Source organism: Jiangella alba, assembly GCF_900106035.1.
Lineage (GTDB): Bacteria > Actinomycetota > Actinomycetes > Jiangellales > Jiangellaceae > Jiangella > Jiangella alba.
Genome location: NZ_FNUC01000003.1, coordinates 3010043 through 3036056 on the forward strand (window position 1 = coordinate 3010043; position 26014 = coordinate 3036056).

Below are 26014 nucleotides of genomic sequence, written 5' to 3' on the forward strand. Positions count from 1 at the left end.
CGACGCTGCCTCCGGCCCTATAGTGACCGGCCATGTGGAATTTGGTGGAGCCGTGTGGAGCTGGCCTCCCGCCGCGGACTGAGGCTCCGGCGTGAGCGCCCGGACATCCGCGCGACCCGAGACTCAGCGCCCGGCGCCGGCGGCGACCACGGCCGCCGCACCGCGACGCCGGCGCAGCCGGGCCGCCGGCACCTGGTACTTCCTGCTGCCCGCTCTCGCGTTGTACGCGTTCGCCGTGCTGATCCCCAGCGCGCGAGGGATCGGCTTCGCCTTCACCGACTGGAATGGGCTGAACCTCAGCTGGAACTTCGTCGGCCTGGACAACTTCGCCCGGGTCCTCGACGACGAGCAGGCGCTGCGGGCGGTGCGCAACACGCTCGCGCTGGCGATCGTGATCACGATCGTCGAGAACGTCATCGGCCTGCTGCTGGCGCTCGGTGTACACAGCAAGATCAAGAGCCGGAACGTGCTGCGGCTGATCTTCTTCGCCCCGGTTGTCGTGGTGTCCGTCGTGATCGCCTTCCTGTGGCAGTTCATCTACACGCCGGGCGGCCCGCTGACGCAGCTGTTCGACGGCATCGGGCTGGGCGCGCTGGCGCAGAACTGGCTCGGCGACCCGTCGATCGCGCTGTGGGCGATCGCCTTCGTGGTGATCTGGCAGTTCGCCGGCTACTCCATGGTGATCTTCCTGGCCGGGTTGCAGGGAGTCCCCCAGGAACTGCTCGAGGCCGGTGCCATCGACGGCGCCGGGCCGGTGCGGCGGTTCTGGTCGATCATCCGGCCGCTGCTCGGGCCGGCCATCACCGTCAACGTCATGCTCTCGATGATCCGCGGCCTGATGATCTTCGACCAGATCTGGGTGATGACGCAGGGCGGGCCCGCGCAGTCGACCGACTCGCTGTCGACGCTCGTCTACCGCAACGCCTTCCAGTACGGCGAGTTCGGCTACAGCACCGCCCTGGCCGTGGTCCTGGCGCTGTTCGTCGCCGTCATCTCGATCCTCCAGTACCGGATGCTGTCCCGGCGAGAGAAGAAGTAGACATGGACCGCTACACCTGGCGCACCGGCGTCCGCGAGGCCGTCATGATCGCGACCGCGATCGTGTTCGCCTTCCCGCTCTACATCCTGGTCAACATCGCCCTGAAGCCGTCCGGCGACACGTCGTCGGCACTCTCCCCCGCCACCGCGCCGACGCTGGAGAACTTCCAGGAGGCCTGGCAGCGCGCCGGACTGGGCGGCGCGATCGCGAACAGCGCCATCGTCACCGTCGTCAGCGTCACGATCATCGTGGTGGTGTCCGCGGCCGCGGCCTACCCCATCGCCCGCGCGACCGCGAGGTGGTCGACCGCCGCGTTCTACACCTTCATGGTCGGCCTGCTGCTGCCGCTGCAGCTCGCGCTGATCCCGCTGTACCAGACCATGCGCGACCTCGGGCTGCTCGGCACCATCACCCCACTGATCCTGCTCTACTGCGGCCTGCGGGTGCCGTTCTCGATCTTCCTGTACGTCCAGTTCCTCCGGCTGATCCCGGTGGACTACGAGGAGGCCGCCTCCATCGACGGGTGCTCGCCCCTGCAGACCTTCCGCCGGGTCGTGTTCCCGCTGCTGCGGCCGGTGACGGGCACCGTCATCATCCTCAACGGGCTGTTCGTCTGGAACGACTTCCTCTCGCCGCTGCTCTATCTGAGCGGCTCGGCCAACCAGACGGTCCCGGTGGCGATCTACGGCTTCGTCGGCCAGTACGCCTCCGAGTGGGAGCTGGTCTTCGCCGCTCTCATCATCGGCGCCCTGCCCGTGCTGATCGCCTACTTCTTCCTGCAGCGCTCCCTCATCCAGGGCTTCGCCAGCGGTGTCAAGGGCTGAGCCCGCCCGCGTCCCACGTCTGAAAGGGTCCACATGAGCACGATCCGCCGTCTCCCCCTCGTCGCCGCCTGCGGCCTGGCCGGCTCAGCCCTCGTCCTGACCTCCTGTTCCGGCGGGGTGCAGTCCGGCTCCGACACCGCCGGAGGCGGCGAGAGCGACTCTCTCACCCTGATCTGGAAGGGGTCCGAGCGCGCCGGTCTCGAAGCGGTGATGGAGCAGTACGCGAAGGACTTCCCCGAGGTGGACGTCGACTTCACCTTCGCCGACGTCGAGCAGTTGCAGTCGACGCTGCGCACCCAGCTCAGCTCCGGCACCGCGCCCGACGTGCTGTTCGTATGGCCCGGCAACGGCAACCCGGGGTCGATCGAGCAGATCGCGCCCGGCGGCTACCTGGAGGACCTGTCCGGCCACGACTGGGCCGGGCAGTACCCGGCCGGGCTGGAACCGCTGACGCAGGTGGAGGACAAGACGTACCTGATGGCGCCGACGGTCACCGCGTTCGGCGGCTGGTACAACGACCAGGCGATGCAGGCCGCCGGGCTGACGGCGCCGACGACGTGGCCGGAGGTGCTGGCGTTCTGCGCCGATGCCCAGGCCGCCGGGAAGGTCGCCTACGCGATGGGCGCGCAGACGCTCAACTTCACCCAGAACATCCCCTACTCGCTGGTGCCGACCCTGGTGTACGGCCAGGAGCCGGACTTCGACGAACTGCTCGCCGCCGGTGAGACGACGTTCACCGACAGCCCCGGCTGGCAGGATGCGATGACCAAGTACCAGCAGCTGAACGACGCCGGATGCTTCAACGAGGGCGCCACCGGCACGTCCACCGACCAGGCCGTCGAGATCGCGGCCCGCGGCGACGCCCTGGCCACCGTCGCCATCGGCTACACGCTCAGCTCGCTCGAGGCCGCCAACGCGGAGGCGACCTTCAGCTTCGCCCCGCTGCCGGCCACCGACGACCCGGCGGACACGCTGCTGGCCGCGTCCAGCGCCGGCGGTGCCGCGGTGAACGCGAAGGCGAAGAACAAGGACCGGGCGCTGGAGTTCGTCGACTACCTCGCGAGCCCGGAGATCATGAACATCTACAATTCGGCCCTGCGCGGTGCCGTGCCGTCGATCTCCAACGACGCGTTCGACGCCGACGACAGCTTCTCCGTGATCACCGAGTACCTCGACGCCGGCGAGACCGTAGCCTTCCTCGACCAGAACTGGCCGAACGCCCGCATCCAGCAGGCGCTCTACTCCGGTTCGCAGGCGCTGCTGGCCGGCCAGGTCGGTCCGGAGGACGTGCTGGCCGACATGGACAAGGAGTACGAGACGGAGGAATGACCGCCGAGGCACCCGCACCGCACACCAGAGCATCGGAAGGACACACGTGGACGACGCACGCCGGTACCGCGGCGCCGTGATCAGCGCCGCGGAGACGGTGGCCGTGACCGAGCGGGAGCTGGCCGCGCCCGGCCCCGGCGAGGTGACCCTGCGCCCCCTCACCGTCGGCATCTGCGGCTCGGACCTGCACATCTTCTCCGGCCACCACCCGTTCGTGCCGCTGCCCTGCCAGCCCGGCCACGAGATGGTGGGCGTCGTCGACGTGCTCGGGCCGGGCGTCGACGGCGTCGCGCCGGGCGACCGCGTCGTCGTCGAGCCGCTGCTCACCTGCGGCGAGTGCCTGCTGTGCCGGGCGGGCCGGTACAACTTGTGCCGGTCCCGCCGGGTCATCGGCAGCCGGGCGCCCGGCGGCATGGCCGAGCTCGTGACCGTCCCGGCGGCCCGGCTGCACCCCGTCCCGGACGGCTTCTCCGACGCCGAGGCCGCCCTGGTCGAGCCGCTGACGGCCGGCGTGCACGCGGTCCGGATGGCCGGTGACGTCACGGGTGCGCGGGTCGCCGTGCTGGGCGCCGGCAGCATCGGGCTGATGACGCTGGTGGCGGCGCTCGCGGCCGGTGCCGCGGCGGTCGTGGTCACCGACCCGGTCCCGGGCAAGCGCGACGTCGCCCGCCGGCTGGGCGCCGCGGACGCCTTCGACCCGCGCGACGACGACGTCACCGGCCGCATCGTCGCCCGGCTCGGCGAACGTCCGGATGTCATCCTCGACTGCGTCAGCAACCAGAGTTCCGTCGACCAGGCGGTGACGCTGGCCGAGCGGGCCGGCGTCGTGGTCGCCGTCGGCGTGGCCACGGGACCGGTCCGCATCCCGCTGCAGCTGGTGCAGGACCGCGAGCTGCGGCTCGAGGGCACCGCGCTGTACGTCGCCGACGACGTGCGGCGCGCGGTCGACGTCATGGCCGGCACCCGCGACGACCTGCGCGAGCTGGTGACCTCGACCTACCCGCTGGACGAGGTCGCCGCGGCGTTCGCGGCCGCCCGCGACCCCGGCCAGATCAAGGTGCAGGTCCGAGTCCAGGACGGCCGGCCGTGACCGCCACCGGCGCGGAGATCACCGGGCGGACCGGCGTCTACGTCCACCTGTCGCACCCGAGCACCCACGTTCGCACGCCGCAGACGTTCAACCGCGCGTTCGCCGAGCGCGGCATCGACGTCGTCGCGGTCTCCGCGGACGTCGCGCCGGCCGACCTCGCCGCCACCGTCGACGGCCTGCGCGGCTGGCGCAACCTGGCCGGCATCGGCGTCACCATGCCGCACAAGGCGGCCATCGCCGCGCTGTGCGACGAGCTCACCCCGGCGGCCGCGGCCATCGGGTCGGCGAACGCGATCAAGCGCACCGAGGACGGCCGGCTGATCGGCGAGAACACCGACGGCAGCGGCTTCGTCCGCGGCCTCACCGACCACGCGATCCCGGTGGCCGGGGCACACGCGCTCGTCGTCGGCGTCGGCGGCGCCGGCCGGGCCGTCGCGTGGGCGCTGGCCGAGGCCGGCGTGGCCACGCTCACCCTCGCGAACCGCACGGCCGCCAAGGCCGAGGACCTCGCCGCCCAGCTGGGCGCGGCCCACCCGGGCGTCGCCGTCGCGGCCGGCCCGCCGGACCCGTCCGGCCACACCCTGGTGGTGAACGCCACCTCGCTGGGGATGCGCGAGAGCGACCCGTTGCCGGTCGATCCGGACCGGCTGGCGCCACGGACCGTCGTCGCGGAGATCATCATGGAGCCACGGGAGACGCCGCTCATGCGGGCCGCCGCCGGCCGTGGATGCGTGGTCCAGGAGGGGTTGCCCATGCTGACGTCCCAGATCGACCTCGTCGTGGAGTACCTGGGACTGGGGAAGGGAGAGTCGCGTGCGTGACCGCAACGGATCGCTCTTCGCGTCCGAGCGCCAGGAGGAGATCTACGCCCGAGCCCGGCGCGACGGACGGGTCGACAGCGCCGGCCTCGCCGCCGAGCTGGGCGTGAGCCATGAGACCATCCGGCGCGACCTGAAATACCTGGAGGACATCGAGCTGCTGCGTCGCGTGCACGGCGGCGCGATCCTCGTCGACCGCCTGCAGTTCGTGCCCGACCTCGCCGAACGCTCGTTGTCCATGGCCGAGGAGAAGCGGGCGATCGGCGCCGCCGCGCTGTCGGTGATCCCGGACGAGGGGACGGTGATCCTCGACTCCGGGACCACGACGGCCCGGCTCGCGGAGGCGTTGCCGGCCGACATCCGGCTGACCGTGCTGACGAACTCGCTCCCGATCACCCAGACCCTGCTGGACCGGCCGCACATCGAGATCCTCAACCTCGGCGGGCGGGTGAACCGCCGCACGCGTTCGACGTCGGAGTCCTGGGCGCTGCACGCGCTGAGCGAGGTCAGCGTCGACGTCGCGGTGCTCGGCGCCTCCGGGCTGTCCGTCCGCCGCGGGCTGACCACCTCCGACCAACACGAGAGCGCCGTCAAACGGGCCATGATCAAAGCCGCCCGGCGGGTCGTCGTGCTCGCCGACCACAGCAAGTTCGGCGCCGACCTCCTGTCCATCGTCGCCCCGTTGCCCGAGCTCGACCTGCTGATCACCGACGACGGCGGTGACCCCGCGGCCCGGCAGGAGCTCGCCGCGGCCGGCCTGGCCGTCGAGGTCATCGGAACGGACCGATCGCGGCCGGCATGACCGCGACGGCCGACGCCGGCGAACTGACCCACCGGCTGAAACGCGTAGTGCCGGGTGGGGTGGACGCGTCGTCGCGGCGGCGGGCGGAGTACTCGTCGGATGCGTCCAACTACCGGGTCGTACCGCAGGTGGTCGTGTTCCCCCGTCACGTGGACGAGGTCGTCGCGGCGGCGGAGGCCGCCCGCGCGGCCGGCGTGCCGCTGACCGCACGCGGCGGCGGGACGTCGGTGGCGGGAAACGCCGTGGGACCGGGCGTCGTCGTCGACTTCTCCCGGCACCTGAACCGCGTGCTGGAGCTCGATCCGGAGTCGTCGACGGCGCTGGTGCAGCCGGGGGTGGTCCTCGCGTCGTTGCAGGCCGCCGCCGCGCCGCACGGGCTGCGGTTCGGGCCGGACCCGTCCACGCACGCTCGCTGCACGCTTGGCGGCATGATCGGCAACAACGCCTGCGGCCCGCACGCCGTCGCCTACGGCACCACCGCCGACAACGTCCTCGAGTTGGACTGGCTGGACGGCACCGGGCGGCGGTTCACCGCCGGTCGTGGCCTGGACCCGGTGCCCGGGCTCGCCGAGCTGGTCGGGTCGGGGCTCGCCGTGCTGCGCACCGAGCTGGGCCGCTTCGGCCGCCAGGTTTCCGGCTACGGCCTGCAGCACCTGCTGCCCGAACACGGCGCCGACCTGGCCAAAGCGCTGGTCGGGACCGAGGGGACCTGCGGGCTGCTGCTCGGCGCCCGCGTCCGGCTGGTGCCGGTCGCTCCCGCGCGGGTCCTGGTGGTGCTCGGCTACCCGGACATGCCGGCCGCCGCCGACGCCGTCCCCGCCGTACTCGCCCACCGGCCGCTGGCCGTCGAGGGCCTCGACGCCCGGCTGGTCGACGTCGTGCGCCGCCACCACGGACCGGCGCGAGTGCCCGTGCTGCCGGCAGGTGGCGGCTGGCTGCTGGTCGAGGTCGGCGGCGACACCACGGCAGGCGCCATGGCAGCCGCGGCCGCGCTCGTGGGCAACGCCGACGCCGTCGACCACACCGTCCTCGAGGCCGGCCCGGCCGCGGCGGCGCTGTGGCGGATCCGCGAGGACGGCGCCGGACTGGCCGGACGTACCGCCGCCGGAGCGCAGGCGTGGCCCGGCTGGGAGGACGCCGCCGTCCCACCCGAACGGCTCGGCGCCTACCTGCGCGACTTCGACGCGCTGCTCACCGAACACGACATCGACGGGTTGCTGTACGGGCACTTCGGCGACGGCTGCGTCCACGTCCGCCTCGACCTCCCGCTCGCCGACGCACCACAACGGTTGCGGCCGTTCCTCACCGACGCCGCCACCCTGGTGGCGTCGCACGGCGGCTCACTGTCCGGCGAACACGGCGACGGCCGCGCACGAAGCGAACTACTCCCCCACATGTACTCCCCCGCTGCCATCGACCTGTTCGGACGCTTCAAGGGCCTCCTCGACCCCCACGACCTGCTCAACCCCGGCATCCTCGTGCGGCCCGCGCCGGTCGACACCGACCTGCGCCGCCCCGCCGCCCACCGGCTGCCCGCCGACGGTGGGTTCGCGTTCGCCGCCGACGACGGCGACCTCACCACCGCCGTGCACCGCTGCGTCGGCGTCGGCAAGTGCCGCGCCGACACGTCCGCGGCGGGCGGCTTCATGTGCCCGTCCTACCTCGCCACCCGCGACGAGAAGGACTCCACGCGCGGCCGGGCCCGCGTGCTCCAAGAGCTCAGCAACGGAGCACTCGTCAACGGGTTCGCCTCGGCGGACGTGCACGAGTCGCTCGATCTGTGCCTGTCCTGCAAGGCGTGCGCGTCGGACTGCCCCACCGGCATCGACATGGCCACCTACAAGTCCGAGGTGCTGTACCGCACCTACCGAGGCCGCCTGCGGCCCCGCACCCACTACCTGCTCGGGCGGCTTCCCACCTGGACCCGCCTCGCCGGCCTCGCGCCCCGCCTCGTCAACGCGGTCGCGGGCATCCGGCCGCTGCGACACGCGGTGCTCCGGCTCGGCGGCATGGACCCACGACGCGACCTCCCCCGCTTCACCCGTCCGTTCCGCCGCCAGCGCCGCCGGCCCGGGCCGGCCACGGCCGGGCCGCGTGGGCCGGTACTGCTGTGGGTCGACTCGTTCAGCGACGCCTTCACCCCCGACTCCGCCCACGCCTCCATCAGCCTGCTCACCGACGCGGGCTACGACGTCACCGTCTCAGCCGGGGACGTCTGCTGCGCGCTCACCTGGATCACCACCGGCCAACTCGACCAGGCCAAGGCCAGACTCCGCCGTCTGCTCGACGCCTTCGCCCCTCATGCCGCGGCCGGCACCCCGATCGTCGGCCTGGAACCCTCCTGCACCGCCGTACTGCGCGGCGACCTCACCGAACTCCTCGGCGACGACCCCCGCTCGCACTCCGTCGAGGCGGCCACCCGGACGCTGGCCGAACTGCTCGACAGCACCGACGGCTGGACACCCCCGGACCTCACCGGCCGCGCCGTCGTCGCCCAGCCGCACTGCCACCAGCACGCCACCATCGGCTACGACGCCGACCTCCGCCTGCTGCGCCGCGCCGGCGCCTCCGTCACCACCATCTCCGGCTGCTGCGGCCTCGCCGGCAACTTCGGCATGGAGGCCGGGCACTACGACGTCTCGGTCGCGGTCGCCGAGAACGGCCTCCTGCCCGCCCTGCGCTCCGCCCCCGACGCCGTCCTGCTCGCCGACGGGTTCTCCTGCCGCACCCAGGCCCAGCACCTCACCGGGCGGCAGGGCGTCCACCTCGCCCAGCTGTTGCACGAACCAGGGCGGCGTCCCTGAGCGGCGCGAGTTCAGCTCGATTCGAGCGCCTGCAGGAAGCGCAGGACGGCGGTGGCGCCGCCGTCGGGGACGCCGAGGCCGCGCTCGCCGACCCAGGCTGCCCGGCCGCGCGCCGGGACCATCGTGGTCGTGGCGTCGACGCCGGCGCTCGCGGTGCTGACGAGCTCGGCGAGCGACGCCGGCGGTGACGCCGTCAGTGCCTCGCCCAGCGGGACCAGGACGTCGAGCACGGTCCGGTCGCCCGGCGCCGATCCGCCGCGTTCGGCGATGGTCGAGGTGGCCGTGGTGACGATCGCGCGCACAGTAGCCGGGTCGAACGTGGCGGCCTCGGCGGTCACGCGTGCGGCCGCCACCAGCCCGCCGCCGACCAGCGCGGCGAACGACGACGGGTTGCCGCGGGCGAACGCGGCCCCGGCCGCACGCAGCACGTCGGCCACCGCGGCATCCGGTCCGAGCGCCCGCAGCGCCGCGGCCACCTCGGTGGCGCCGGCCGCGACCGTCACCCCGAGGTCGCCGTCGCCGGCAGCGGCGTCCAGCTCGGTGAGCTCGTCCTTGGCATCGGCCGTGCGGTCGCAGGCGGCCGCGATCCAGGCGGTGGCGGCGTCGACGCGCATCACAGACCTCGAGGGACGAGCGGGGAGTCGGCCGGGGCGTCGAGCAGCGCGGTGAGCTCGTCGTCCAGGGCTAGGACGCTGATGGAGGCCCCGGCCATCTCCATGCTGGTGGCGAACTCGCCGACCAGTGTCCGGTGCACCTCGACGTCCAGCGCGGCGAGGCGGTGGTGCACGCGCCGAGCCAGAATGTACAACTCCTCCGGCGACGTGGCGCCCAGCCCGTTGACCAGGACCGCCACCCGCGATCCCGGGCCCAGCCCGAGCTCGGCCAGCACGCTGTCCAGCAGGTCGTCGGCGACGTCGTCGGCGGGGCGCAGCGGGCCCCGCACGCGGCCCGGCTCGCCGTGGATGCCGATGCCGATCTCCATCTCGTCGGCGCCGATCTCGAACGACGGCCGGCCGGTCGTCGGCAGGACGGTGGCGGACAGTCCGACGCCCATGGTGCGGGTGACGGCGATGGTCCGTTCCGCGACGGCGACGACGTCCTCCAGCGTGTCGCCGCGGGCCGCGGCCGCGCCGGCGCAGGAGTAGGCGAAGACGATGCCGGCGACGCCGCGGCGGTCGCCGGCCCGCTCGGGCGGCGCCGAGGCGACGTCGTCGCCGGCCCGGACGATGCGCACCTTGCGGCCCTCGGCCTCGGCGAGGTCGGCGGCCAGCTCGAAGTTCAGGCGGTCGCCGGTGTAGTTGCCGATCAGCACGAGGACGCCGGCACCGCTGTCGGCGGCCCGGATGGCGGCCAGCGCGGCATCGGAGGACTGCGCCGAGAACACGTTCCCGACGGCGACCGCACTGGCCAGGCCGGGTCCGACGTAGCCGAGGAAGAGCGGGAGATGACCCGACCCGCCGCCGGTCACGATGCCCACCTGGCCGGCGGGCGTGCCGCCCTTGCGGACCAGCACGCGCGGGTTCCGTTCGTCGGCCGCGAAGTGTCCGGGGTGCGTCAGCAGCAGCCCTTCCAGGGCCTCGTCGACGAAGTCGGCCGGGTCGTTCAGCAGCTTCTTGATGATCAGACCTTCTCTCGGTGCGGCGGCTCCGCGCAGGACGAGCGGATCCGGAACTCGGTGGGGAGGACGACCTCGCGCGGCACGACGGCGGCGCCGGACAGCATGGCCAGCAGCGAGCGACCGGCCTCGACGCCGATCTCGTAGGCCGGCTGCGCGATGGCGGTGATCGGCGGGTCGACGAACGGGAACAGGTCCATGTCGTCGAACGTCACGAGCGAGATGTCACGCGGCGCCACGACGCCCCGCTCACGCAGGGCCTGCAGGGCGCCGACGGCGCTGAGGTTGTTGAAGGAGAACACGGCGGTCGGCCGCTCGGGGAGGTCGAGCAGGTCACGCATGCCCCGGAGCCCGCCGTCGACGCCGAGGTGCCCCTCGCGGACGCACTCGGCCCGCACGGTGAGACCATGCTCGGCGCACGCCGCCCGGAACCCGCGCAGCCGGGCCGACGCCGTCGGCAGCCAGGACGGTCCGGAGATCATCGCGAGGTCGCGGTGACCCAGCTCGATGAGGTGGCCCACCGCCTGCCGCGCCGCGGTCTCGTTGTCTGTGCGCACCAGCGGCGCGGCGGTGTCGCCGTCGGGCCGCCGGTCGATGTAGACGACCGGCAACCCGGTGCGGGCCAGCCGCGCCATCGCGGGCGTCGAGCCCCGCGCGGACACCAGCGCGACCGCGTCGACCGTCTTGGCCGCGAAGGAGTCCAGCAGCCGGGTCTCACGCTCCAACTCGAAGTCGGAGCTGCCGACCAGCACCTGGTAGTCGTGCCGGGCGGCCTCGTCCTCGAGCCCGCGCGCCACCTGAGCGGCGAACGGGTTGCCGATGTCGGAGACCAGCAGGCCGAGCATGTTCGTCCGCCCGCGGGACAGGCTGCGGGCGATGTCGTTGGGGACGTAGTTGAGCTCGTCGACGGCTCGGCGGACCCGCTCGCTCAGCTCGGGGCTCACCGTGATGCGCCCGGACAGGACCCGCGCGACGGTCGCGGTGGACACGCCCGCGTGCTCTGCCACTTGCCGGATGCTGGCCATGGGACCTCCAGTACCTGCCGTGAGCGGGACCGTCCGGCCCGGTGATCACCGGATCGTACCGGCGCACCGGACCGGACCGGCTCGCTCAGACGACCGCGACCCCGGCTGCCGTCAGGGCCGTGGCGATGGTTTCCCGCTCGGCGTCGCTGACGAGGGTCAGCGGGCTCGCGCCGAGGCCGCCGTCGCGGCCCTGCAGCCGCAGCGCGGCCTTGATGCGGACGGTCATGTTGGGCCCGTCGATGGAGCGCCAGACCGGCAGCAGCTTGTTGTGGATCGCCAGCGCCGTCTCGTGGTCGCCGGCCTGGACCGCGTCCCACTGCGACACGGCCAACTCGGGTGCCACCGTCAACGTGGCGCTGATGGCGCCCTTCGCCCCGAGCAGGTACGCGGGGTAGAGCAGGTCGTCGACCGCGGTCAGAACGGTGCCTCCCGCGGGTTCGGCATGCAGGAGGTCGGCGAGCTGGTGGATGTTGCCGCCGGACTGCTTGACGGCGACGACGGACGGAATCTCGTTCAGCACCCGCAGGACGGTCGTCGCCGGGATGAGCGCGTACGGGATGACGTTGTAGACGACGATCGGCAGCCCGGTGGCGTCGGCGATGCGCCGGTAGTAGTCGACGGTGGTCGCCTCGTCGGGCTGGAAGAGGTAGTGGACCGGTGTGACCTGCAGCGCGTCGACGCCGGTCTCCTTGAGCGCGAGCCCGTAGCGGATGACCTCGGCGGTGGAGTCGCGGATGATGCCGGCGATGACGGGCACCGCCCCGGCCGTCTCCTCGACGGTGGCCCGGGCGACCGCCACGGACGCCTCGGCCGACAGCATCTGGCCGTCACCCGTGCTGCCCGTGACGCACAGGCCCGGCACACCGACGTCGAGGTGGTGGCGCACCTCGGCGCGCAGCAGGTCGACGTCGACGTTCTCGTCGCTGTCGAACGGCGTGACCAGCGGCGGGATGACGCCGTGGAGATTCAACGACATGGAGGCGGGTCCTCTCGTCGAGCATGGTTCGGAACGGTGGATGTCACCGGTGACATCGCTGCCATGGTCGCCAGGAATCACGGCCCTTGTCAATGCCGAGCCCTACACATCGGCGCTGACCTGCCTTTTCACGCTGAGATCGACCGTCGGAGCATCCTCGACCGCCCGGACCGCTCCCACCAGTGGGCCTTGACAGATCGCCGACTCGGGCCCAAAGTCGTGTCACCGGTGACATCTGCCGTTTACGAGACGGAGACCTGGATTCGGGCGGGCCGCACGTCGCCGCCCCCACCGTTCACCCGAGCATCGGAGCCACACCATGAGCAGACTGGCGCGGTCCGCCTGTGCGCTGGCGCTCGGCGGCACCGCGGTCCTGATCGCGGCCGCTTGCAGCCCGCCGAGCCCACAGGTCGGCAACAACAACCCGACGTCGGAGAGCGGGCCGATCGAGCTGCGGTTCTGGACCAACCTCACCGTCGACGCGCAGGCCGGCGTCATCGAGGAGCAGGCCCGGTCGTGCGTGGCCGGTCTCGACGACGTGAGCATCGAGTTCGAGGCGGTGCCCTTCGACAGCATGTACGCCCGCATGGTCACCGCATTCCGCGGCGGCCAGGGACCGGACATCATGAACACCATCGAGGGGGCCGTCTCGTTCGGCGAGGCCGGCGGCTACCTGACCCCGGTCGACGACGTCATCGACGACCACGGCCGCGACGATTTCATCCCGTCCTTCCTGCACGCCGCCAGCAAGGACGACCAGGTCTGGGCCGTGCCCGACTGGGCGCTGCACCAGGAGGTCTGGTACCGCACGGACCTGTTCGAGGCCGCCGGCGTCGAGGTCCCGACGTCCTGGCCGGAGCTGCTCGAGGTGGCCCGGGCGGTCGACCGCGTCGACGGCGAGACCCGCGGGTTCGCCGTGCCACTGGGCGCCGCGCTGGTGGCGCCGCAGACGTACTACCAGTTCCTCTACGCCAACGGCGTGTACACGTTCGACCCTCAGACCGGTGAGTACGCCTTCGACCGCGACCGCGACGCGGCGGTCGAGGCGACCCAGTACATGCTCGACCTCTACGCGGCGGCCTCGCCGCCGGAGGCGCGGACCTGGAGCTGGAACGAGTTCCGCACCGCGTTCGCCGGCGGCGACCTCGCCATGGTCATGGACTTCGGCGCCGTGGTCGGCATGGCCGCCGAACAGAACCCGGACCTGCTCGACCACATCAGCTCGTTCCCGCTGCCGCCGCCGGTGTCCGGCGCCGAGCCGGGCGGCATCCTCGGCGGCGGCTACTACTACATGGTCGGCGCAAGCAACCCCCGCCGCGAGGCCGCGGCGAAGGAGGTCGTCGGCTGCCTCCTGCAGCCAGACCTCGTCGCCGAACGCACCAACACCAGGCCGGTCTTCGCGCTGCCCGCCACCCGCAGCGCGGCGGAGTCGCCGGTCTACACGTCGGACCCGATGGTGCAGCGGTTCGCCGCCGAGATCGAGACGATCCGCGAGGTCGAGCTGCCGCGCTGGTACCGCTACGGCATGGAGGCCGGGCTCAACCCGCTGGCCGGGCAGATCGAGGCGACCACGTTCATCGGCGACCACCTGCAGTCGGCGGCCGCCGGGCGCATGACCGCGGCCGAGGCCGTCGACGCGATCGACGCCGACCTGCGCCGGCTCGTCCGCCGGCAATGACCCGACCCGACCTCCGCCACGAGGAGACGCCCATGACGACGACGTCGACGGCACCGCCGGCGCGCGCCGTGCCCCAGAGGCAGCGGCGGCGCGGCTCGATCCGGGCCCGGGAACGACGGCTCGGCATCATGTTCGCGCTGCCGGCCACGCTGCTCTTCCTCGCCGCGCTCGCCTACCCGATCTTCGAGAACATCCGCACGACGTTCTTCTCCGTCGACCTGCTCACCGGCCGCACCGAGTACGTCGGGCTGGCCAACCTGCGCGAGCTGGCCGGCGACGAGACGCTGCGCAGCACCGTCGGGCGCACCCTGCTCTGGACGGTCGCCTGCCTCGCCGGCCAGCTGGGCCTGGGCCTGCTGGCGGCGCTGCTGATCGACCAGCCGTGGAAGGGCATGCGCTGGGTCCGCCAGCTGCTCCTGCTCCCCTACGTCGTGCCGGTCATCGCCAGCGCGTTGATCTGGACGTGGATGCTCGACGGCAGCTACGGCATCCTCGGCTCCGGCCTGCAGAGCCTCGGCGTCGTGCCCGACGGCACCAGCCCGCTGGGCATGGAGTCGGCGTCGTTGTGGACCGTCATCGTCATCAACGTCTGGCGCGGCTTCCCGTTCGCGATGCTGGTCTTCTGGGCCGCGTTGCAGGGCATCGACCAGCAGCAGTACGAGGCGGCGAAGGTCGACGGCGCCGGGCCGCTGCGCGAGTTCTGGAGCATCACGCTGCCGAACCTGCGCGGCGCGGTGATCGCGCTGGTCGCCTTGCGCGGCATCTGGACGCTCATGTACTTCGAGCTGATCTGGCTCACCACCCGCGGCGGGCCGGTCAACTCCAGCGACATCATCCCCACCTACATCTACAAGATCGTGATGGGCGAGTTCCGGCTCGGCTACGCGGCCGCGATCGCCACGGTCACCGGCCTGACGCTGTTCGCGCTGGCCGCGGTCGTCGTGGTCGCCCGCAAGGTTCGGAGGGCCGCATGAGCGCCGCCACCACCACCACCGGCAGCACCCTGACGACGACCGCGGGCCGGGTCTGGCGGGTCGTCGCGCTCGCCCTGATCGTGCTGTTCGCCTGCGGGCCGATCGTCTGGATGGTGCTGAGCTCGTTCCGCCCGCCCGAGCAGCTGTTCCAGAACCCGCCGCAGGTGCTGCCGCGCGGCTGGACCGGCCAGTGGTACGACGAGGTCTTCGCCGGCAGCGACGTGCTGCGCTGGTTCGCCAACAGCTTCACCGTCTCGGTCGCGACCACGCTGATCGCGGTCACCGTCGGCACGCTGGCCGCGTACGCGCTGACCCGGTTCGACTTCCCCGGCCGCCGGACGCTGCTGGGCAGCCTCGTCGTCGCGTACCTGTTCCCCGCCATCCTGCTGCTGGTGCCGGTGTACCTGCTGCTGTCAGCGCTGGGACTGGTCGGCAACCTCAGCGGCCTCGTCGTCGCGCACCTCGCCACGACGCTGCCACTGGCGATCTGGCTGATGAAGTCGTTCGTCGAGTCGGTGCCGCGCGAGCTGGAGGAGGCCGCGTTGGTCGACGGATGCGGACAGCTGCGCGCGTTCGCACTGGTCACGGTGCCGCTGCTCCGGACCGGCCTGGCGACCACGGCGCTGTTCGTGTTCATCCTGTCGTGGGACGAGTACCTGTTCGCCAGCGTGCTCACCCAGGGCGACACCATGACCGTTCCGGTGGCCATCGCCGGCTACGTGACCTCGTTCGACATCCGCTGGGGCGCCATCATGGCGCTCGGCACCCTGGTCACACTGCCCATCGTGGTGATCTTCTCGCTGCTGCAGCGGCTGTTCGAGAAGGGCATCACGTCGGGGAGCGTGAAGGGATGACGACCGGAAAGGACCACCGCATGACCGACACCGCCAGTGCGCCCGGCACCCTCGATGCCGATGTCGTCGTGGCCGGCGCCGGCTCGGCCGGTGTCGCGGCCGCCATCGCCGCCGCGGAGTCCGGTGCGCGCACCGTCCTGGTCGAGGCCGGCGGGCAGGTGGGAGGCACGCTGGCCTGGCAACTGCTCGAGCACAGCGCCGGCTTCCACGACGTCCACGGCAACCAGGTGGTCGGTGGCGTCGGCCAGCGCATCGTCGACCGCCTGCGCCAGTACGGCGGCACCCCGGGCCACATCCCCGACGATGTCGGCTACACCGCCACCCGCACCCCGGTGAACCACGCCGAGCTGGCCATGGCCGAGGCGACGCTGCTGGCCGACGCCGGCGTGCGCGTGCTGCTCTCGTGCCCCGTGGTCGCCGCCGGCACCGACGAGCGCCGGGTCGGCTGGATCGACGTCGAGACGCCGGACGGGCGGCGGCGGGTCACCGCACGGGTGTACGTCGACACCACCGGCGACGCAGTGCTCGCCGCCCTGGCCGGAGCGGCCGTGCACGACGACGTGGCGCACCGGCAGCCGGCGTCGCTGCTGCTCAAGCTCGGCGGTGTCGACTTCGCGGCACTGCTCGCCTACGCCGCGGACCACCCTGACGACCTGCGTCCCGGAAACGCCGTCGGGACGGCGGACGACGAATGCGTCAACCTGTGGGGGTTCGGGACGCTGCTCGACGCCGGGCACCGGCAGGGCCTGCTGGAGCTGCGCCGCACCGAGTTGCACCTGGCCGGCTGGCCGCGTCGCGGCGAAGCCGTCCTCAACGTCACGCGGGTGCCGTGGCCCGGTACCGGGCTCGACGGCGGAGCGGCGTACCTGCGCCTGTCGAAACAGGTCCTGGAGACCGTGCGCTGGTTCCGGCAGCTGGTGCCAGGAGGCCGCGACGCCTACCTCGCCGCGGTCGCCGACCGGGTCGGAGTGCGCGAGTCCCGCCGCGTCGTCGGCCTGGCGACTCTGACCCGCGACGATGTCGTCTCCGGCCGTCGCCGTGCCGACAGCGTGGGCACCGGCGCCTTCCCGATCGACATCCACGACGCGAGCTCGCCCGGGCTGGAGCACGCCGACACGATCGCCTCGTCGTACGACATCCCGTTCGGCTGCCTCGTCCCGCGCGACCTCGACAACGTGCTGGTGGCCGGACGCTGCGTGTCGTCGACCCACGAGGGCAACGGCTCGGTGCGCATCACCGCCACCTGCTTCGCGACGGGTGAGGCGGCCGGTGTCGCGGCCGCGATGACCGCCCGAGACGCCGTCGCGGTCGGGTCGCTCGACGTCGCACGCCTCCAGGACCAGTTGCGGCGCCGTGGAGTGCTCGGCGCGCGCGACGGCGTCGCCGTCCAGGTGCGCCGGACTCGGCAAGGACAGCCGTAGCGAGCCGTCGGCGCCCCGGACAGACCGAAGCGCCCCTCACCTTGCGTTTCCGCAGGCGAGGGGCGCTTCTCTGTAGCCCGACGGGAGTCGAACCCGCGCTACGGCCTTGAGAGAGCGGCGTGCCGTCGGCTCACGGACTGCCTCCTCGAATCGCCGGACGCTGCGGTCAGCCGCACGTCAGCCGACCCCGGTCAGGTAGTGCTCCTGGATCTCCTGGGCCGACAGCGCACGATCGTAGATCGCGACCTCGTCCAAGTCCCCCCGCAGACGCTGGAAGCTGTCATCGCCGCGTCCGCCGAGCTTGATGGTCGCGCTCCCGCTGCCCGGTGAGATCGACGTGGCCACACTGCCGTCGGCGACCCCGTCGAGGTAGACCGTCAGCTGAGAGCCGTCGTACACGGCGGCGACGTGATGCCAGTCGTCCACCGTGAGCCGGGTCCGCCCGGTGACGACGCCGTACCCCTGTCCGGGGCTGCCCAGCGTCCACGCCTGAGCCACGCCGTTGTCCACCCGCAAGGCGAAACCGTTGACCGCCGGACCGGTGTAGCTCTCGATGATCGCCTGTCCCGGTGAGGCGACGATCGTGTCGAGCTTCACCCAGGCCTCCAAGGTGAACGGGCCCGTGAGATCGGTCCGCTCGGTGCGAGGAACCCCGACGTAGCCCGCGGCGAGGTCGGCGCTGGTGTCGTCGGCGAGTGCTCCCGCAGCGCCGGGTTCGGCACCGTCGAGGTAGCTGCCGTTCTGCCCGGTCGGCGAGGTGTCGACGGCGACGTCCGATCCGACGGAATCGCCGAGACGCCAGTAGCCGACGGGGCCCGCCACGCCGACGAGATCGGGATAGTTCGTGTCGCCGACCAAGACCGGCACCGACACCGTGCGAGGCGTCGCGTCGCCGCTTCGGAACGTCACCTCGACCTGGTGGCGTCCGTCCTCGGTCCCGGCCGGGACGGTGACGTCCACCGGCACGCGTGCCACGATGGTCCGCCCGTCGGGTCGAAGTCGCACCCGCCGGTCCGCCGGATCGAGGGTCCACCCGTCCGGTCCGGTCGCGCTGACCTCACCGGTGAGCGCGTCGTCGGCGAACACCTCGAGCTCGACGTCGAACCGCTTGGTCGACCCCGCCGCGATCCGAGCGCCGGGCGGGTCGAGACGGACTCGTCCGCTGAGGACGTCGGAATAGTGCGGGACGACTTCGTAGATCCGGGGTTCGCTGCTGCCGGCGGCCCAGCTGATCCGTACCGCACTCGCCTCGAGGCCCTGCCCCGGCACCGTCGTGAAGCCGTCGCCGAGCGGTCCGAGGTCGGTCCACCGGTCGCCGACCAGGGCCTGGACCATGCCGTCCGCCGGCGCGCCGGCGTCCTGGACGACCGTGACGGACTCGAGTGGGTGTGGCTGGGTGATCGGCACGGTCACCGCGTCGCCGGGCTGCGGTCGGCCGGCGGCGACGTATGCGGTGTCGTTCCGGCTGTCGGTCAGGTTGGCCAGCGACGAGCCGTCTGCCGCGGACGGTGCCCCGGCCGGCGTCCCGAGATCGCCGTACCAGTGGGTGCCGATGTAGCTGTCGCTCTGCCTCGCCGCGAAGTCGAGAAGCCGGTCGATCGGCCCTGGCGCGATCTGGTGCCAGGTGCCGTCGAGGATGCCGCGGGCCCGCGCCTGCTCCCGCCGAGCCAGCCAGGCCGCCTCGCTCTTGCCGCTGTCCTGGGCACGCAGGAGGTCCAGCGCGGCGCGACCCGCTTCGCCGGTCACGCCGATCCGATCCAGCCACGGCCCGGTCTGCGAGAGCATCAGTTCGTCGTCCAGTCGCGCCCGGAGCCGGGCCGGGAGGTTCTCGAGGCGGCGCAGCTGTTCGTCGAGCCGGTCGAGCACGTCGTCCACCGGTCGGCCCTCGGTGTAGGCCGAGATCAGCTCCTCGACCAGTGCGGCCAGTTCGGGCCGCTCGGTGGGATCGAGGAGGCTCGCCCGGTTGTTCTCGGCGAAGAGGCGGAGCTCCGGGTAGGCGTCTTCGCCGAGGATGCGCAGCGTGTGGGTCCAGGAGCGCTCCGGGTCGTAGTCATCGGGGTTCCAGGAATAGTCGGCCTGCGTGCCCAGCGGGATCTGCGACACCTGCTGGTTCCGGACCAGCTCGTTGAAGGAGATGCCGATGACGTCGTCGGCCATCGCGGGGTCGCGATTCACCAGCGGTCCCAGCAACAGGCGGTTCGACGCGTAGTCGTTGACCGGATAGTTGTCCCAGATCATGATCCGGTGCCGCGGGAAGGCGTCCTGGGCGGCGGCGAGGTCGTCGGAGGTGATCGTCGGCGAGACCACGGCCGGACCGGTCCAGTAGATGTCGACCTCGGTACTCAACAGCTCGTCGAACCGGTCGCGGTACGTCGTCTGGCTGGTCCCCCAGTATTCCGTCGGCACCGTGACCAGGCGGGACGCCCCGGGGTGAGTCTCGACGAACTCGCGTTGCACGAAGTTGGTGACGTCCGCCTGGGCGGCCGCCAGGGGTGAGACGTCGCCACCGTACGCCGCCCGGTCATCCTCGCAGGCGAAGTTGCCGGACACGTCGTCCCACGCGATGACGAAGCTGCGAACGCCGATGTCCCAGAGCTGGTCGAAGCGGGCCAGCAGCTTCTCGCGATCGGACGCTCTGACGTGGCAGATGCCTCGGCTCGGCGCCATCGGAGCCTCGGGCGAGACCCGATACACGAAGTCGACGTGGCTGGCCCGCGCGAGGTCGACGATCTCCTTCAGCCGGACGAGCTCCTCCGCCTCGTAGGGCAGGGCCCAGTCGCTGCCGGTGCGCAGGTCGTCGGCCGGGCCGAAGAAGAACTGGTTCATCTTGTGCCGGGCCAGGAACTCGATCTGCGAGCGGCGGTCCTCCTGTGTCCAGACCGGTCCGTAGAAGGACTCCATGCCGCCGCGGATCCCATACGCCGGCCAGTCCCGGATCTCGACCCCGTCGACCCGCGCCCCGGCGCCGGACTCGGCCAGCAGCTGCCGAAGCGACTGCACGGCGTAGAAGGTCCCGGCGCCGTCGACGCCGGACAGCACGATGCGCGACCGTCCGCCGGCGTCCCGGCCGGCGACCAGGACGTAGCCCTCGGCGGGCAGCCCCTCCGGCCCGTCGACGTCGAGCGCTCGAAGAGCATCGACGCTGGCCGGTGTCTCGTCCGGCCCGCCCAGGACGACGACCGGCCGCCTGGTCCCGGCGTCGGCCTCGGATGCGACCCGCATGGTCAGCCCGTACTCCCCGAACAACTCCTCGAGTGCTCGCAACGCCGCCGGATCCGCGGCGTCGCCGGCGACGACCGGGATCTCGCCGGTGAGCACGATGCTGCCCGCTCGCGAACCGGCCTCCTGCGGCATCGGCAGGATCGACGACCCGGGATCGGCCGGTTCGGTCGTCCGCTCGCCGCCGGCCGACACCGGGGTGAGGCTGATGGCGAGGACGGCGACCCCGGCGACCGCGCCGATCACTCGTCGCCGCCACCGGCGTAAGGACAGGGGGTGTGTCATGCCAGGCCTCCTGGTTGTCGGGTCGGTGTTCGGAGTCAGCCTTCGTCGTGCCGGCGTGACGCACGGGTGGGCCACCGATCGGCGGCCCACCCGTGCTGATGCCTGTCAGCCGCCGGCGTCGGGCCGGCGCCCCAGCGTGTAGTGGTGCTGGATCCGCTCCGCCGTGAGGGCGTGGTCGTAGACAGCGACCTCGTCGAGGCCGCCGCGTAGCCGCTCGGCGGCGTCGTCGCCCCGGGCGCCCAGCTTGAGGTCGGCCAGACCGTCGAGCGGATCGATGCTGGTGGCCACCGAGCCGTCCAGCTCGCCGTCGAGGTACACGGAGAGACTCGTGCCGTCGTAGACGGCGACCACGTGGTGCCATTCGCCCGGCATCACGACGGACTGGCCGGTCACCGCCGCGGCTTGGCCCTCGCCACCCAGGGTGAAGGCGCTCAACCGGCCGCCGGGTGTCACCCGCATCAGGTAGCCGTTGAAGGCGGGAGCGTCGTACTTCTCGACGACGCCTTGTTGCGTACAGACGTCGTTGAGGTTCACCCACGCTTCGAGGGTGAACGGCCCCGTCGGGCTCAGCGAGCCGGAGTCGGACACCGAGACGTAGCCGCCCATGAGCTCGGCGGCGGTGTCCGGGTCGCCGTCCAGGGCGCCCGGCAGCCCGGGCATCACGGCGCCGGTGTGCGTGCCGTGGTTGCTCAGACCCGAAGCGTCCTGCGCGGCGGTGCCGGACGACTCGCCCAGCCGCCAGTAGCCGACCGGCTCGTCGGCCAGGACCTGCGCCGTGTACTCACCGGGAGCGGCCTGAGCCCCCGCCTGCGGTGCCTCCGCCAGATCGGCCGCCGCCGGCTTCGCTGCTGCGACGTCGCGCTCACCAGGGGTGCCGAGAACGCCCTTGACGTAGTGGGCGTCGAGCTGATCGGCGCTGAGCGCCGTGTCGTACACCGCGACCTCGTCGATCCACCCTTCGAACAGGTCGCCTGCGGCATCACCACGGGCGCCGATCTTCAGGCTGCCGCTCCCGTCCGTGGGAGCCGTCGTCAGCGGCGTCTCGGACTGGAGTCGGCCGTCGATATACGTCCGAAGGGTCGTCCCGTCGTACACGGACGCGACATGCTGCCAGACCGTCTGCCGCACGCTGCGTTCGCTGGCCGCGCCGACGCGGAGCTGGTCGCCACCGATGGAGAACGGCTGCAGCTTGTTGCCGGCGACCAGGCGGACGCCGTAGCCGTCCCGGGACGGCAGGCACTGGTCGCTCTGGTACTTCTCCACGAGGCTCTGCTGGCCGCCGGCCCGCACGTTGACCCAGGCCTCGAGCGTGTAGGGGCCGGTCAGACTCAACGACGAGCTGTCGGGGATCTCGACGTACCCGTTGACCAGCCCGACGGCAGAGCTCGGGTCGCCGGCCAGGGCACCGGGCGCCGACGTCTCGACCTGCCCGCGGAACTCACCCATGTTGCCGGAGCCCGACGCGTCCGCCACGGCCTCGTCGGCGCTGGTCTCGTCGAACCTCCAGAAGCCCACCGGCTGGGCCCGTTCCACCAGGTCGGCGTAGGTGCCGTCGGCCGGCACGGCGACGCGGAGGTCGACGCTGGTGGTCTGTTCGGTACCTCTGTAGGGCTTGGAGACGAAGGTCAGCTCGTAGCTTCCCGGTGCCGCGTCATGCGGCACTGTGACCGTGAGGGGCAGTCTCGTCCACGCGAGCTCGCCCGCGCTGTCGACGTCGAACCGCAGTTTGGTCCGCGACGCCGTCCACCCGGCCGGCACGTCGACGTCCACGAGGCCACGGACCTTGTTCAGGCCCAACGTCTCGACGTCGAGCTCGAGCTCCACCGTCTCCCCGGGTTCGACCAGCGTGCGCTCGGTGTCGGCCGTGGCCACGGCGGCGTACGCGTCAGAGCTGACGGGGGCGTCCTCGTAACTCGCCTCGAGCGTCACCGGCTCGCGCGCCGCGCCGAGCCGCACCGACTCCGACGCGGCGTCGAACGGCACCTGCTCACCGTCGACAGTCACCCCCGTGAGCCGATGGCCGGCCGGCGCCCGCAGATGGACCGTGACCTCCGCGGCGGTCGCGCGCCCTTCCTCGACGGCGGGCGGCTCGATCCGGGCGGTCACGTGGCCGTCCTCCAGGCTCGACGTCACCTCGAAGGCGATCGGGCCGAACGACGACGGCAGGTCGCGCACCGCGATGCGCTCGCCGTCGCGTAGCCACTCGCGCGGCGTCGCGGGGGCGATGTGCAGTTCGGTCGGCAGGCCGGCCGCATCGACGTCCTCCCGCACCAGCATCAGCCGCAGCGCCTTCAGGTAGGTCGCGTTGTTCGGCGAGAGGGGAGGCCAGTACTGCGATCGGTAGTACTCGCCCAGCTGCGGGCAGGGTGACAGCGTTGCGCCCTCACCGGCGACGAACGTGTTCGGGGTGAAGTTGTGCGCCAGCATGCCGTAGAAGCTCAGGCCCAGCCGGTCGGCGTCCTCGGAGTCGGCGAGGAAGCGTCCGAGCGAGTACCCGTACTGCTGGTCGATCCCGGTCGACTTGTATCCCGGTGAGGAGGGCCACCACGGAGCGCCCTTGGTGTGGCAGACGCCGGGGTCGCCGCCGGCGAGGTTGAACCGGACCATCCCGAGGAACATCGACCCGTGCCGGTTCAGGTACTCGCGCAGGCCGGTCGCCGTCGGACCGTCAGGTGGCAGAACGCCGGTGGCGAGCGCGTACGGCATGATCAGGTTCCAGTAGCTGCCCAGCGTCGTGTCGGTGAGCCGCTCGTACGGCTGCTCCGGGTTGTCGTGCAGCAGCCCGATCGGAACGAAGATCGAGCCGTCCGGCAGCGTGGTCTTCGACCGGTCGATCGCGTCCACCAGGGCGCCCTGGAGCTCGTCGGCCTCCTGGGTGAACGCGTCCGCCTCGGCGGTCCTGCCCATGAGCCGCAGTGCCACGCCCATGTCGCGGATGCCTCGCCACGCCTCGGACTGGTGGTGGATGCCGTACACGGGCTCGGGAATGTCGCTGGCGTACCTCGCCTTGGCCAGCAGTCCATGCGGGTCGGCATCGCGTTGGCTCGCGAACTCGGCAAGCCACGACTCGAAGGTCTCGAGCCGCTCCTCGATCAGCGAACCGTCCTTGGTCTGCAGATAGTGGTTGGCCGCGAGCTGCAGCTTGATCCCGCGCTCCCAGGTGGTGAAGAAGGCGCTCCCCTGGCCGCGGTCCATGAGCTCGTCCAGGTTCTCGCGGAAGCGATCCTCGTAGCCGAAGTCGCCCAGCGAGGTGACGGTCGCGGCGACCTCCGGGACGAACGCGAAGGTGTCGGAGGTGCCTTCGTAGGGATTGCCCACGGTGAGGTTGAAGCCCATCATGAGGTTGTTGAGCAGGGTGTTGCGCATCGCGTCGGCCGCGTACGACTCGGGCAGCTCGATCTCGGAGCCTGACTCGAGCAGCGTGCGCCAGTACTCGCTCACCTGCTCGCGCGTCTGCTCGTAGACGGCCGGGGAGGCCTGCACTCCGGGCAGGGCCGCCGGCTCGTTGGCGACGATCAGGTAGACGCTGGCCGGCCCGGCGCTCAGATCCAGGTCGACATCGAGCCACGGCGACGCCCAGGCCGCGTCACCGCTGTAGGCGAGAATCACCTCGTCGCCGACGGTGACCCGGCCGTCGCGCGCGACGGCGCCGTCGACGCCGGCAGTCTCGACGGTGACCCGCAGGTGGCCGTCCACCGCGTCGGCGCCGGACGCGTCGGCCGTGAATCGGATCAGGTTCACCAACGGCCCGCCGGGCTCCAGCGTCGCGGTGAACGACTCGCGCTCGTAGGCGACGCCCTGCGCGTCCGTGTAGCGGTTGACGAGGATCGGGAGATAGCCGTCTCGCAGTTCCGGCTCGTCCGACCGCGCCTCGGCCGCGCCGAACAACTCGTCGCCGTCGGGTCCGACGGCGAACCTCACGCGCTGAGACGCGCGCTCGTCGGACCACTGGCTCAACAGTTCGCTGCCGTCGGCCACGTGCAGGCTGAAGTCACGCTGGGCGCTCCACTCGTGCGGATCGGGCGCCGGGTAGGTGAACGGCAGGTAGTACCACGGCGACTCGGCGACCGTGGGTCCACCATGGTTCGCCGGCACGAGCAGCCGCTTCACGTTGTCCAGGGTGGCCCCGTTCGGCAGGTCGAGGAGACGCTCGCCCCAGTGATCGTCCCCTTGTTCGAGCGCATGGTCGACCCGGCCGGCATAGTGCTCCGGTAGGGTCAGCGCGCCCTCGACGCGCTCAGCCGGCGTCGTCGACGGCAATGCCTGTGGTCGCAGGTCCCCGCCGAGCGGTGGCGCCGCCGGCACGGCCGGTTCCGGGTGGTCGGGCTGACCGCCCCCGGACGGCGTTACCGCCCACCCCGCACCCACGGTTCCGAGCGCTGTCGCCATCAGACCGGCGACGACGATTGCGGCTGCGCGACGCACGGGGGATATCGAGAACACCAGGGCTCACCTCGTTCCTGTCACCACAAGCGGAGCCGGACCCGGCAGACCGCCGACGATCCGGCGAGGCTGAATACTGGTCTAGGACGGTATTGTCGGGCCGATCCGCTGTCAAGACTCCGTCTCTCACCGACCCACCGACACGCCCACCAGGACGTCTTGCGCTGACGAGCTTCGAGCCGCGAGGGATCAAGCGCACCACCGAGGCCTCCCGAGAGACCGGTCACGAGTGCCCCCGGGGCGCCCCGAGCGGCAAACATCGAGGTCAGGAGTATCGCTCTGGCGGCGATCACCACACCGGCGCACCGTCGACAGCCGAGCCGATCACCCGACGGCCGGCCTCGGCGTCGATGCCTTCTCACCGACGTCGGCGCGAGTCGAGCATGGCGGAGTCCTGCACCAGTGCCCCTGCGCCGCCACAGATCGAGCGCTGGTGCGCACGGTGGGCTTGATACTGGTCTAGAGTGGTATTTGGCCGAGCAGGCCCTGCCGGCGGTGCGCTACACCGATCACCGGCACGACCAGAGCTGCTCCGGGCGTGGCGGCCGCGGCCGCGTCGGCGCCCAGCTGCTCGACGTCGATGACGTCGACCTCCGCAGAATCGATGGTGCCGGTATGCGGGAGGTAGAGGATCGCGTGGCCGGTCTGGTAGTCCAGCGCGAGGTGGAACTGCTCCTCCTGGTATCGGGAGTCATTGACGGCCCAGCAGCGGCGCCACGAGGGCCCGCGTCGTCTCGAACGCCGCCGGCGTCGCCGGGTCCGGCCCGACCGGCGACGGCATCCCTGTTATCGGTGTCGCGAAAACGCCGTTGCGCACC

At 71.9% G+C, this 26014-nt stretch carries 17 protein-coding genes; 11 read left to right on the plus strand and 6 right to left on the minus strand.

The window, feature by feature from the left end; all coding sequences use genetic code 11:
- Positions 1-91 precede the first annotated feature (91 nt).
- The 7 genes from BLV02_RS16250 to BLV02_RS16280 are packed head-to-tail and all read left to right on the plus strand — an operon-like array spanning position 92 to position 8706.
- Complete coding sequence (locus tag BLV02_RS16250; protein WP_069111667.1) at positions 92-1039, plus strand: carbohydrate ABC transporter permease; 948 nt, start codon at positions 92-94, stop codon at positions 1037-1039.
- A 2-nt stretch (positions 1040-1041) separates the two neighbouring features.
- A complete protein-coding gene (locus BLV02_RS16255) occupies positions 1042-1863 on the plus strand; it encodes a carbohydrate ABC transporter permease (RefSeq protein WP_069111666.1) in 822 nt (273 codons plus the stop codon).
- Positions 1864-1896: 33 nt separating this feature from the next.
- Entirely contained in the window at positions 1897-3192 is a 1296-nt protein-coding gene (locus BLV02_RS16260; protein WP_083288671.1) for an ABC transporter substrate-binding protein, read from the plus strand.
- A gap of 46 nt (positions 3193-3238) precedes the next feature.
- On the plus strand, positions 3239-4282 hold the full coding sequence (locus BLV02_RS16265; RefSeq protein ID WP_069111665.1) for a zinc-dependent alcohol dehydrogenase: 1044 nt from the start codon (positions 3239-3241) through the stop codon (positions 4280-4282).
- Complete coding sequence (locus BLV02_RS16270; RefSeq protein ID WP_069111664.1) at positions 4279-5103, plus strand: shikimate dehydrogenase family protein; 825 nt, start codon at positions 4279-4281, stop codon at positions 5101-5103. The genes BLV02_RS16265 and BLV02_RS16270 overlap by 4 nt, the downstream gene beginning before the upstream one ends.
- Positions 5096-5902: a DeoR/GlpR family DNA-binding transcription regulator gene (locus BLV02_RS16275; RefSeq protein ID WP_069111663.1), complete on the plus strand. Its 807-nt coding sequence runs from the start codon at positions 5096-5098 to the stop codon at positions 5900-5902. Before BLV02_RS16270 ends, BLV02_RS16275 begins: the two co-directional genes overlap by 8 nt.
- Positions 5899-8706, plus strand: a complete 2808-nt coding sequence (locus BLV02_RS16280; protein WP_069111662.1) for an FAD-binding and (Fe-S)-binding domain-containing protein — start codon at positions 5899-5901, stop codon at positions 8704-8706. The genes BLV02_RS16275 and BLV02_RS16280 overlap by 4 nt, the downstream gene beginning before the upstream one ends.
- Before the next feature lie 11 nt (positions 8707-8717).
- Here the strand turns inward: BLV02_RS16280 and BLV02_RS16285 are convergent, their stop codons facing one another.
- From BLV02_RS16285 to BLV02_RS16300, 4 genes are all read right to left on the minus strand, one after another.
- Entirely contained in the window at positions 8718-9320 is a 603-nt protein-coding gene (locus BLV02_RS16285; protein WP_069111661.1) for a DAK2 domain-containing protein, read from the minus strand.
- Positions 9320-10219: a dihydroxyacetone kinase subunit DhaK gene (locus tag BLV02_RS16290; protein WP_245737731.1), complete on the minus strand. Its 900-nt coding sequence runs from the start codon at positions 10217-10219 to the stop codon at positions 9320-9322. The genes BLV02_RS16285 and BLV02_RS16290 overlap by 1 nt, the downstream gene beginning before the upstream one ends.
- Positions 10220-10326: 107 nt before the next feature.
- Positions 10327-11328, minus strand: a complete 1002-nt coding sequence (locus BLV02_RS16295) for a substrate-binding domain-containing protein (protein ID WP_171906748.1) — start codon at positions 11326-11328, stop codon at positions 10327-10329.
- Positions 11329-11431: 103 nt separating this feature from the next.
- Entirely contained in the window at positions 11432-12322 is an 891-nt protein-coding gene (locus tag BLV02_RS16300) for a dihydrodipicolinate synthase family protein (protein ID WP_069111658.1), read from the minus strand.
- A gap of 319 nt (positions 12323-12641) precedes the next feature.
- On the opposite strand from BLV02_RS16300, the gene BLV02_RS16305 reads away from it, so the two are divergent.
- Genes BLV02_RS16305 through BLV02_RS16320 form a run of 4 tightly spaced genes read left to right on the plus strand, consistent with a single transcriptional unit; the run spans position 12642 to position 17249 of the window.
- Positions 12642-14000 (plus strand): ABC transporter substrate-binding protein, encoded by a 1359-nt coding sequence (locus BLV02_RS16305; RefSeq protein WP_069111657.1) that lies wholly within the window; start codon positions 12642-12644, stop codon positions 13998-14000.
- 32 nt (positions 14001-14032) lie between these two features.
- Positions 14033-14974, plus strand: coding sequence for a carbohydrate ABC transporter permease (locus BLV02_RS16310; RefSeq protein WP_171906747.1), 942 nt, complete (start codon positions 14033-14035; stop codon positions 14972-14974).
- The gene (locus tag BLV02_RS16315; protein ID WP_083288670.1) at positions 14971-15828 is read left to right on the plus strand and encodes a carbohydrate ABC transporter permease; all 858 of its coding nucleotides are present in this window, start codon (positions 14971-14973) and stop codon (positions 15826-15828) included. Before BLV02_RS16310 ends, BLV02_RS16315 begins: the two co-directional genes overlap by 4 nt.
- 20 nt (positions 15829-15848) lie before the next feature.
- Positions 15849-17249: an FAD-dependent oxidoreductase gene (locus BLV02_RS16320; RefSeq protein ID WP_069111655.1), complete on the plus strand. Its 1401-nt coding sequence runs from the start codon at positions 15849-15851 to the stop codon at positions 17247-17249.
- Positions 17250-17426: 177 nt separating this feature from the next.
- Here BLV02_RS16320 and BLV02_RS16325 read toward each other — a convergent pair whose 3' ends face one another.
- Complete coding sequence (locus BLV02_RS16325; RefSeq protein WP_083288669.1) at positions 17427-20753, minus strand: beta-N-acetylglucosaminidase domain-containing protein; 3327 nt, start codon at positions 20751-20753, stop codon at positions 17427-17429.
- A 105-nt stretch (positions 20754-20858) separates the two neighbouring features.
- A complete protein-coding gene (locus BLV02_RS16330; RefSeq protein ID WP_171906746.1) occupies positions 20859-24863 on the minus strand; it encodes a LamG-like jellyroll fold domain-containing protein in 4005 nt (1334 codons plus the stop codon).
- Between the last annotated feature and the right edge of the window lie 1151 nt (positions 24864-26014).